At 66.1% G+C, this 10,260-nt stretch carries 10 protein-coding genes; 4 read left to right on the top strand and 6 right to left on the bottom strand.

Features of this window, described 5'->3' with window-relative positions; translation table 11 throughout:
- Positions 1 to 100 precede the first annotated feature (100 nt).
- Together Y882_RS17740 and Y882_RS17735 are read right to left on the bottom strand one after the other, a co-directional pair.
- Positions 101 to 1,222, bottom strand: coding sequence for an inorganic phosphate transporter (locus Y882_RS17740; protein ID WP_211259212.1), 1,122 nt, complete (start codon positions 1,220 to 1,222; stop codon positions 101 to 103).
- 79 nt (positions 1,223 to 1,301) lie between these two features.
- The gene (locus Y882_RS17735; RefSeq protein ID WP_046973290.1) at positions 1,302 to 1,931 is read right to left on the bottom strand and encodes a DUF47 domain-containing protein; all 630 of its coding nucleotides are present in this window, start codon (positions 1,929 to 1,931) and stop codon (positions 1,302 to 1,304) included.
- A 158-nt stretch (positions 1,932 to 2,089) separates the two neighbouring features.
- Here Y882_RS17735 and Y882_RS17730 point away from each other — a divergent pair, with 158 nt between their 5' ends.
- The gene (locus tag Y882_RS17730) at positions 2,090 to 3,412 is read left to right on the top strand and encodes a hemolysin family protein (protein WP_046973289.1); all 1,323 of its coding nucleotides are present in this window, start codon (positions 2,090 to 2,092) and stop codon (positions 3,410 to 3,412) included.
- A 120-nt stretch (positions 3,413 to 3,532) separates the two neighbouring features.
- Here the strand turns inward: Y882_RS17730 and Y882_RS17725 are convergent, their stop codons facing one another.
- Positions 3,533 to 4,309 (bottom strand): RNA methyltransferase, encoded by a 777-nt coding sequence (locus Y882_RS17725; protein ID WP_046973288.1) that lies wholly within the window; start codon positions 4,307 to 4,309, stop codon positions 3,533 to 3,535.
- A 156-nt stretch (positions 4,310 to 4,465) separates the two neighbouring features.
- Between Y882_RS17725 and Y882_RS17720 the strand changes: the two genes are divergently transcribed.
- Positions 4,466 to 5,269: an inositol monophosphatase family protein gene (locus Y882_RS17720; RefSeq protein WP_046973287.1), complete on the top strand. Its 804-nt coding sequence runs from the start codon at positions 4,466 to 4,468 to the stop codon at positions 5,267 to 5,269.
- A 158-nt stretch (positions 5,270 to 5,427) separates the two neighbouring features.
- On the opposite strand, the gene hda is transcribed toward Y882_RS17720, so the two are convergent.
- From hda to Y882_RS17705, 3 genes are all read right to left on the bottom strand, one after another.
- Positions 5,428 to 6,132, bottom strand: coding sequence for a DnaA regulatory inactivator Hda (gene hda, locus Y882_RS17715; protein ID WP_046973286.1), 705 nt, complete (start codon positions 6,130 to 6,132; stop codon positions 5,428 to 5,430).
- Positions 6,129 to 7,313: an AI-2E family transporter gene (locus Y882_RS17710; protein ID WP_046973285.1), complete on the bottom strand. Its 1,185-nt coding sequence runs from the start codon at positions 7,311 to 7,313 to the stop codon at positions 6,129 to 6,131. Before Y882_RS17710 ends, hda begins: the two co-directional genes overlap by 4 nt.
- Before the next feature lie 84 nt (positions 7,314 to 7,397).
- Positions 7,398 to 8,378 carry a DUF2066 domain-containing protein gene (locus Y882_RS17705; RefSeq protein ID WP_046973284.1) on the bottom strand — a complete coding sequence of 327 codons (981 nt, stop codon included), beginning with the start codon at positions 8,376 to 8,378 and terminating at the stop codon, positions 7,398 to 7,400.
- A 148-nt stretch (positions 8,379 to 8,526) separates the two neighbouring features.
- Here Y882_RS17705 and purM point away from each other — a divergent pair, with 148 nt between their 5' ends.
- Positions 8,527 to 9,555, top strand: coding sequence for a phosphoribosylformylglycinamidine cyclo-ligase (purM, locus tag Y882_RS17700; protein WP_046973283.1), 1,029 nt, complete (start codon positions 8,527 to 8,529; stop codon positions 9,553 to 9,555).
- Between the two features lie 4 nt (positions 9,556 to 9,559).
- On the top strand, positions 9,560 to 10,228 hold the full coding sequence (gene purN / locus Y882_RS17695) for a phosphoribosylglycinamide formyltransferase (RefSeq protein ID WP_046973282.1): 669 nt from the start codon (positions 9,560 to 9,562) through the stop codon (positions 10,226 to 10,228).
- Positions 10,229 to 10,260 lie beyond the last annotated feature (32 nt).

Below are 10,260 nucleotides of genomic sequence, written 5' to 3'. Positions count from 1 at the left end.
TCTCCCCGGAGGGGAGAGGGGGAAGTGAAGCGCGCGGCACGGACCCTCGGTCGCCTGATCAATCAAAACAAAAGCGCGAGTCGCAAGAATCAAACCCCACTCAAAACGTCGCCGCCAACCTCACAAACCCATACGCCAACAACGCCGTAATCGGCAGCGTAAGGATCCACGCCCACACCATCCGCTCCACCACCGACCAGCGAATCGCATTCCAGCGTTTGGCCGCGCCCACGCCCATGATGGACGCCGACACGTTATGCGTGGTCGACACCGGAATGCCGAAGGCCGAAGCGGTGAGAATCACGGCAGCCGAGCTGCCCTCGGCCGCAAAGCCATTGATGGGATGCAGCTTCACCATCTTGTGGCCCAGCGTCTTGATGATGCGCCAGCCGCCACCGGCGGTGCCGCCCGCCATGGTGAGTGCGCAAACCACGGCCACCCATGCAGGCACGTTGAAGCCGCCGTCAGCCGAACCATGGATGCGCAGGAAGCCCAGCCACTCGGGCAGGCCGTCGAACTGGCCGGCAGTGGTTGCGCCGGCCAAGGCGAGCGCAATGATGCCCATGCTCTTCTGCGCGTCGTTCATGCCGTGGGCAAGACCCATCGCGCTGGCCGAGACGATTTGCGCCTTGCCGAAAAACGCATTCACGAACGGCGTGCGGCCAAATCGCCGCAGGAAACCCGTGCGACTGGAGAACCAACTGAGCAAGGCGTACAGCCCGCCCATCAACAGGAAGCCGATGACAAAACCCAGCAAGGGTGAAATCACCATCGGCAGGATGACCTTGGGCACCACGCCCTTGCCATCCCACCAGTGCGCGCCGCCCTGCGACCAGATCACCGAGGCGAAATTGTTGCCGGATGCCGCGATCGCCGCGCCGACCAGCGCGCCCACCAGTGCATGGCTGGAGCTGGACGGCAGGCCCCACCACCAGGTGATGAGGTTCCATACCGTAGCCGCCAGCAAGGCGCAGATCAGCAATTGCGGCCCCGCATCGATCACATGCGTATCGATCAGGCCCGACGCGATGGTCTTGGCCACCGCCGTGCCCCACAGAGCGCCGATCAGGTTGGTGATCGCCGCCATCATCACCGCCTGGCCGGGTGTCAGCACCTTGGTCGCCACCACCGTGGCGATGGAGTTGGCGGTGTCGTGGAATCCGTTGATATAAGTGAAAGCCAGCGCGATCAGCACCACGGCAATTGCCAGACCGATGCTCATGCGCGTACCCCGCGCACAACGCCGTGTGCCCCGGACATGACCGGGCGGCTTAGCTGAGAGGGAATCATCAGGTCGCGCCTCAGGAATTCTTCAGCACGATCGAATACACGGTGTTGCCCACGTCGCGGCACTTGTCGATGGCTTTTTCGAGCAGCTCGAACAAGTCCTTCGCCAGCATCGCGCGCATGGCGTCGCCGCCTTCCACGTACAGCGTGCGGTAGGGCGAGAGCAGCATGCGGTCGCCTTCGGACTCCAGCGTCTGCAGGCGATCCTGCAGCTTCTTCACCGGATCGATGCGCAGGCCGCGGCGCAGCTCGCCGATCATTTCCGACACCACGCCGGTGGCGCGCTCGAGGATCAACGCACGCGCGGCGAAATCCACGTCGCTCACGCGGCCGGCAACGATCTCGTAGCGCTCGGCAAACTTCTCGATGGTCTTGGGGATCTTGTAGAGCGCCGAATTGAGCGCTTCGATGTCCTCGCGATCCAGCGCGGTGACGAAGGTGTTCACCAGTTCCTCGCTGATCTGCCCCGCCAGCGCCTTCTCGCGCTGGCGGGCAGCGGCGAAGGCAGCCATCACCGGGGCGTGATCCCGGCGCGTGACCAGCTCGTGCAGGGCTTTGGCGCTTTCGCGAGCAGCCTCGGCGCTCTGTTCGAGCAGGCCATAGAACTTGTCGCCTTTGCCGAAAATCGTTTGCAATGAAAACATGCGGTTATTGCCTGGGTGCGAGGGGGGCGGAAAATGACGGGTATGTTACAGGAGCCCCGCGCCGCACCGCATCAAACCCTGCCGGCCCCTCCGGGCCACTTAGGACTTACACTGCGTCTCATGTCCAAACGCGACCTCCCCACCGGCCGGCTACCCGCATGCTGACCGAAATCGCCCTCGTCATCGTGCTTTCGCTGTTCAACGGCTTTTTCGCGTTGTCGGAAATGGCCCTGGTGGCCTCGCGCAAGAGCCGCCTCAAGCACATGGCCCGCGACAGCCGGCGGGCCCGCATGGCCCTGCGCAATGCCGAGGCGCCTGAGCGCTTCCTCTCCACCGTGCAGGTGGGCATGACCATGGTCATCCTGATCACCGGCGCCCTGGCCGGCGACGCGCTGGGCGACCACATCGCCAACGCCATTCACGGCGGGCAGGCGGCCTGGATCGAGCCCTATGCCAGGGTCATCGGCCTGGTGCTGGGCTTCGTGCTGATCTCCTTCATCAATATCGTGATCGGCGAGCTGGTGCCCAAGCGCCTGGCGCTGTCTGCGCCCGAGCTGATCTCAGGCTACGTATCGATGCCGATGATGGTGTTGTCGCGCATCACCGCGCCCTTCGTGTGGCTGCTCAACCTCTCCAGCGGTTTCCTGCTGCGCCTGCTGCGCGTGAAGGGACGCGGCAGCGACGTGGCGACGGAAGAGGAAATCCGCCTGCTGGTGGCGGAAAGCGCCGAGCACGGCGTGCTCGATCGCGACGAACACAATATGGTCAACCGCGTGCTGCGCCTGGGCGATCGCACGGTGGACAGCGTGATGACGCCGCGCACGCGCATCGTCTGGCTGGATGCGGCGGCCAATTACCAGGAGAGCGCGGAAATCCTCCGAACCACGCCCTACTCGCGCTACCCGGTGTATCGCGGCGACGAAAGCGACATCCTCGGTGTGGTCGAAGTCAAACGCCTGCTGCGCAGCTACGCCGAAGGCAAGCCCGATATCTTCGGCCAACTGTCAAAGCCACTGTACGTGCCCGCCACCGCCCGCGCGCTGGACTTGCTGGAAGAATTTCGCGACGCAGAAACACAGCTGGCCCTGGTGGTGGACGAATACGGCGACATCGAGGGCCTGGTGACGCTCAACGATTTGCTCGCGGCCATCGTCGGCGCCACCCAGCTGGGCAGCAGCGACACCAAGGAAAGCCCGCTGATCACCCCGCGTGAGGATGGCAGCTGGCTGATCGACGGCTCGCTGTCCACCGACGACCTGCGCGAATTGCTGGGGGTCGATGCCCTGCCCGGCGAGGAAGAACACGAATACCGCACCGCCGCCGGCATGGTGATGGCCGTGCTCGGCCATATCCCGCAGACCGGCGAAACCTTCGAGTGGCACGGTTTCAGGGTGGAAGTGGTGGATCTGGACGGCGCGCGCATCGACAAGCTGCTGGTGGCGCGGTTGCCGAAGATTGATGTGGAAGAAGACGGGTTCTGATCGCCCCTCGAAGGATCCACTGTGGGAGCGCACCCTGTGCGCGACGGCCTCGGTGTCGATGACTGCCTCGCCGTCGCGCACAGGGTGCGCTCCCACAACAACAACGCGCCGCGCAGTGGCTTAGTCGCCCTTCGACGCCTTGATCTTGTCCGTGGCGATCTGCGCCATCCGCTGCGCATCAGCAAAAATGCCATGCATCACGCGCAACTCGCGCTCATCGGGCTGCGCCCGCTGAAACAGCTTGCGCAGGCGCAACATGATGGTGGTCGGCGCGCGTCCCTTGTGGAAGTCGATGTCGTCCAGCATCTGCGACAGGTGCTCGAAGAACCGCTCCATCTGCGCTGCATCGGCCGGCGGTTCGGCGTCGGCACGGACCGGTACGTTGACCTCGCCCAGCGATGCCACGCGCAACTCGTACGCCATCACCTGCACGGCCTGCGAGAGGTTCAAGGAGCTGAAATCGTCCACGCTGGGGATGCGCACCATCGCATGGCAGCGCGCCAGTTCTTCGTTCTCCAGGCCGGTACGCTCATTGCCGAACACCAGCGCCACCTGCTCGCCGCGGGCCGCGGCTGCCAGGGCGCGGTTGGCCGCTTCGCGCGGGGTGAGTTCCTCCAGGTCCACGCCGCGGCGGCGGGCCGACAGGCCCAGGGCCAGGCTGGTGCCGGCCAGGGCATCGACCAGGCCATCGCTCACCGTGGCGTTCTCCAGCACCTCGTCGGCGCCGGCCGCCAGGGCCGAGGCCTCCCGATCCGGGAAGCGATGCGGGGCCACCAGGGCCATGCGGTCAAAGCCCATGGTGCGGATGGCGCGGGCCGCGCTGCCGATATTGCCGGGGTGCGAGGTGCGCACCAGCACATAGCGGATGCGGGCGGCGAGGTCGGATTCAGCGCTCATCGGGGCAGGAAAACTCGGGTAAACGGGCGCAAAGCTTGGAAACCTTGGGGCTTCCTGTCAAACGCGGCGCCCCCGGCCGGGCCCTTGGGACTGCCTCGCGGCGATGTCTCTGTTAGACTTCGCGGCCAAAACCCCGTTCTTTTGAAAGCCGAAGCCATGCCAAGACCCGCCGTTAATGTCGCGGTGCGCGCCGCGCGCGCCGCAGGAAACATCATCCTGCGCTATATGAACCGTATCGACGGACTCAATATCGTCGAGAAGCAGCGCATGGACTTCGCCTCGGAAGTCGACCGCCTGGCCGAAGCCGAGATCGTGAAGGAACTCAAGCGCGCCTACCCGACCCACGCCTTCCTCGCCGAGGAAAGCGGCGCGATCGGCAAGGGGCCGCTGGTGTGGGTGATCGATCCGCTGGACGGCACGCACAATTACCTGCGCGGCATCCCGCATTTCTCCGTGTCCATCGCCCTGCTCGACAAGGGCGAGCCGGTGTACGCGGTGGTGTTCGACCCGCTGCGCGACGAACTGTTCACCGCCAGCAAGGGCGACGGCGCCTACATCAACGATCGCCGCATGCGCGTGGCCAAGCGCGAGAACCTGGGCGGCGCGATGATCGCCACCGGCTTCCCCTACCGCCAGCGTTCGCACCTGGATGCGCAGCTCGGCATGACCCGCGCCCTGCTCGGCCAGGCCGAGGACATCCGTCGCTCCGGTTCCGCCGCGCTGGACCTGGCCTATGTGGCCGCCGGTCGTTACGACGGTTTCTTCGAGATCGGCCTCAAGCCGTGGGACCTGGCCGCCGGCGCCCTGCTGGTGCGCGAGGCCGGTGGTCGCTACTGCGATTTCGCCGGTCGCGACGGCATCCCCGAGAGCGGCAACATCATCGCCGGCAACCTCAACGTGGCGCAGGCGATGGTGGATGCGATCAGCGCGAATGCGACGCCGCGGTTGTTGATGGCGTGAGGCTGGGTTATCGGCCACAAGAAAAGGCGCCCCAGGGCGCCTTTTTTTGTAGCCAGAGCCACCTAACCCACTGTGGGAGCGCACCCTGTGCGCGACCGTCCCGCTGCGTTCTACCTCAGTCGCGCACAGGGTGCGCTCCCACAAGGGACCGGCAAGAATCAGCTGCCCGGCTCCGACTCCCGCAAAAACACCCGCAAAAACGGCACCGTAATACGCCGCTTCGCCGCCAGCGAAGCCCGGTCGATCTGGTCCAGCAGATCAAGCAACGCGCCCAGATCACGCGCATAGCGATTGAACAGCCAGTCGAGCACCGTGTCGTCCAGCTCGATCCCGCGCGTCGCCGCCTGCTCGCGCAGCACGTTGCGCCGCTCGGCATCGTCCAGCGGTTTCAGCAATGCCTGCTGGCAGGCGCCCAGGCGCGAGCGCAGGTCCGGCAGTCCCAGACCCAGCTGCACCGGCAACACCTCGGCGGCGAACAGCAAGGCGGCGCCTTCGGCCTTGGCCTGGTTGTAGAGGTCGAACAGCGCGTGCTCCGCTTCGCGATCACCGGCGATCACGCCCAGATCATCCAGGGCGAGGAACTCGCTGCCGGCCACGCCGCGGATGGCCGCGGCCCGGTTGCCGATGCTGGCCAAAGGCAGGTATTGCACCGTGCGACCGCCCTGGATGGCGGCCTGGCAGGCAGCCATCAGCAGATGGCTCTTGCCGCTGCCGGTGGGTCCCGCCAGATACAGCCAAGGCGTGTGCGCCGCATGGGCCAGCTGCTCCACGGCAGCAAGCGTCCCGGCGTTGCTGCCGGGGTGGAAGTGTTCGAAACGCTGGCGGCGAGGCCAACGCAGGGCAAGCGGCAACTGCGGAATCATGGGGGTGGTACTGCGTCCTTCGGGTTGCCTCGGTCGACCACGGTGCGGGTTTCCACTTCGCCCTGCGGCGTGTCGACGACCACATCCACTTCAGTGAGCACGGGATCGCCCGCGCCCTCCTCCGTGTAGAGATCGCTTTGTCGGTAGCGCTCGGTCAGGTAGCGCAGCAGCACCAGGATCACGGATGCCGCCGGCAAGGCCAACAGCACGCCGAGGAAGCCGAACAGGTAACCGCCGGCCAGCACGGCAAAAATCACCGCCACCGGATGCAGGCCGATCTTGTCGCCCACCAGCTGCGGCACCAGCACGTAGCCTTCCAGCAGCTGGCCGACCGTGAAGATGCCCACCACGATCAGGACGTGCGTCCAGTCGCCGTATTGCACCATCGCGGCGATCAGTGCGGAACCGAAACCCACGATAAAGCCCAGGTACGGCACGAAACTGAGCAAGCCGGCGATCATACCGATCAGCGGGCCGACCGACAGCCCCATCAGGGTAAGCGCCACGCCGTAGAAGATGCCCAGCGCGAGCATCACCAGCAGCTGGCCGCGCACGAAGGCACCGAGCACGCTGTCCGCTTCGCGCGCCAGGTGGGCGACGGTCGGCTCGATTGAGCGCGGCAGGATGCGGTCGATCCAGGCCACCATGCGGTCCCAGTCGCGCAGCAGGTAGAACGCCACCACCGGAATCAGCACCAGGTTGGTGAGCCACAAGATCACGCCCACGCTGGAGCGGGAAATCTTGCCCAGCACCACCGAGGCCGCATTGCCGATCGAACCCAGGTGATCCTTGATCTGCTGGATCAGGCGATCGGTATCGAACGCGCTGGGATCGAGGTGCAGCTTGGCCTGCACCCACGGCAACGCGGTGTCGCGGGCCCACTCCACATAGCGGGGCATGTTGTCCACCAGGTTGTCGATCTGGCGGGAAATCAACGGGACCAGCAGGATCAGCGCACCGATGGTGACCAGCAGCAGCACGATGAAGACGATGCTGACCGCCAGCGTGCGCCCCATGCCCAACCGCTGCAGACGATCCGCCAGCGGATCACCCAGGTAGGCCAGCATCGCCGCCACGACGAACGGCATCATCACCGGCGCCAGCAGCCAGAACACGTAAAGGATGACCGCGGTGATCGCGAGCATTTGCCAGCGGCGGGAGCTGTCAGGCGTCATCGACATGGCTCATCCCATGAGAAGTGCGGAAAGAGACGCGCGCCGGATCCAGGCTGGCGCACGCATGAGGCGGCTCGCGCCGCCGTCGCATCAGTGGACCCAGCGCAGGCTGGCATCCGCCTCGGTGTGCGAGGGGCCGCGCAGGACACGGCCGCCGGCGGCAAGGCTATTGCCCAAGGCGTCCATCGGCAGGCTGGACTTCACCGCGAACAACATGCCATCGCCCTGCGCGCTCAGCGTGGTCACCTGGCGCACATTGGGATCGGCACGCAGGACGGCCACGAGGTTGGCGTAGTCCATGGCCGAATTGATCTGCGACACCCACAGCTTGCCGTCGACCGTCACCGAACCGATCACATTGAGCTGCTTGCCGAGGCGATCGACCAGGCCGTTGCCCGCATCGGTGAGCGCGGCAGCGACGTTGGCGCCCTGCGTGCTCCACTTCTGCTGGGCGCCACCCGAGACCAGCACCCAGTCCGCGGCATTGCCATGAACCTGGCCCAGCAGCATCAGGCCGGTCTTGTACTGGCGCGCCATGGCGGCCACCTGGTCGGGCTCGGCGCTGGTCAGGTTCGGCGTATCGCCGGTCTTGGCCGGGTCGGCCAGCACCGTGCTGTAGCCCTTGGCGGCAACGGTCTGGGTCAGCGCGGACAGCGCATCGCGGGTGAGCACGCTGCCGTCCTCATCGCGCACCACCAGCAGCACCGGCGGACGGGAACCGCCGCCGGACACGCCCATCTGAGACACAGCGCGCTGCACGGCGGCCTGATCGAAGGTGACCTGCAGGGCCATGCCGGTGGCAGCCCGTTGGTACTGATACTGCTGGACGATGCCCGAGGCGCCCTTGAGCACATCGGCGTAGCCCGGCTTGGCGCTCAGGTCCTGGCCGCCGGACGTGCGCGCCAGCACCTGGGCCAGGGCGTCGCCAAAGGCATTGTTGCGGGCAGCGTCGCTGGTATCGGCCACGGAAACCACCACGGTGTACGGCGACACCTGCCCCTGCGCATGCACGGACAGCAGCGGGGCGAGGCCCAGCATGAAACAGACGAGCAGCAGGCGGGACAGGCGCATGGGGACCGAAATCCGGTGGGGGACGCCGGAAGTCTGCCCAATCCGCCCCCTAGCGTCCATCGAAGATGTCCCGGTTCGGCGTCCCCACTCAGGAAACGATGCCCCTACGCTGCTACAATTTGTCGTTTCTCCCCGCCGGGTTGCCCCCATGTCCGACGCACTCACCTACCGCGCCGCTGGCGTCGATATCGACGCAGGCAATGCCGTGGTCGAACGCATCAAGCCGCTGGTCAAGCGCACCTCCCGCCCCGAAGTGATGGGCGGCCTGGGCGGTTTCGGCGGCCTGTTCGACCTGTCGGGCAAGTACAAGGAGCCGGTGCTGGTCTCCGGCACCGACGGCGTGGGCACCAAGCTGAAGCTGGCCCAGCAGCTGGGTCGCCACGACACCATCGGCATCGACCTGGTCGGCATGTGCGTGAACGACGTGCTGGTGCAGGGCGCCGAACCGCTGTTCTTCCTCGACTACTTCGCCACCGGCAAGCTGGACGTGGACACCACCGTGGCCGTAGTCGGCGGCATCGCCAAGGGCTGCGAGCTGGCCGGCTGCGCGCTGATCGGCGGCGAAACGGCTGAAATGCCCGATATGTATCCGCCGGGCGAATACGACCTCGGTGGCTTTACTGTCGGCGCCGTGGAAAAGTCGCAGCTGCTCAGCGGCAACGCCATCGTGGCCGGCGACGTGATCCTGGGCGTGGCCTCTTCCGGTCCGCATTCCAACGGCTACTCGCTGATCCGCAAGATTCTCGAGCGCGCCGGCAATCCGCTGGATCTGGACCTTGGCGGCGTCACCCTGGCCGACGCGCTGATGGCGCCGACCACCATCTACGTGAAGCCGATGCTGGATCTGCTGAAGAACCAGCCGGTGCATGGCATGGCCCACATCACGGGTGGCGGCCTGAAGGAAAACATCATCCGCGTGGTGCCCGAAAACCTTGGCATCCACATCGATGCGGCCGCCATCGTGCTGCCGCCGGTGTTCGAGTGGCTGATGCGCGAAGGCAATGTGGCGCGCGAGGAAATGTGGCGCACGTTCAACTGCGGCGTCGGCTTCACCGTCATCCTGCCGCGCGACGCCGTCGATGCTGCCAGCGCCCTGCTCGCCAAGCACGGCCTGGCCAGTTCGGTGATCGGCGAAATCGTGCCCGCCCAGGGCGACGAGCGCGTGCACATCGGTTGAGTTCGTGACTGCTCCGCGTCTTCGCGTCGCCGTGCTCGCCTCCGGGCGCGGCAGCAACCTGCAAGCCCTGATCGTCGCCCGCGATGCGGGCGTGTTGCCGGTCGACTTCGTGGTGGTGGGCAGCGACAAGCCCAACGCAGGCGCGCTGCAGCTGGCCAAGGATGCGTGCATCCCGACCTTCACGCTGAATCCGAAGGATTTCGCCAACCGGCGCGACTTCGACTTCGAGCTGTTCCGGCGCCTCGACGCCAGCGGCGCGCAGGTGCTCGTGCTCGCCGGCTTCATGCGCATCATCGATGGCGAGGCGCTCGCACCGTGGGTCGGTCGCATGATCAACGTCCACCCGTCGCTGCTGCCCAAGTATCGCGGCCTGCACACGCATCGCCGTGCGCTTGAAGCGGGCGACGCGGAACACGGTGCCAGCGTGCACTACGTGACGGCCGAACTCGATGGCGGCCCGGTGATCGCGCAGGCGCGCATCGCGATCCAGCCCGGTGACGACGAAGGCCAGCTCGCCCAGCGCCTGCTCACCTTCGAACACCAATTGCTGCCAGCCGTGCTGAAGCTGATCGCCGAGCAACGCCTGGACCTGATCGCGCCCAACCGCGTGGCGCTGGACGGCAAGCTGCTCGATACGCCGCTGCAACTGCGCCATGGCGCTTTGGTTGACTGAACGTTTTCCAGCCCTCTACAAGTCGTTCAGGA

Source organism: Dyella japonica DSM 16301 (assembly GCF_001010355.1).
In the GTDB taxonomy this organism is placed as follows: domain Bacteria; phylum Pseudomonadota; class Gammaproteobacteria; order Xanthomonadales; family Rhodanobacteraceae; genus Dyella; species Dyella japonica.
Note: the sequence above shows the minus strand (reverse complement) of the source record. Positions and strands in the feature narration are given on the sequence as shown.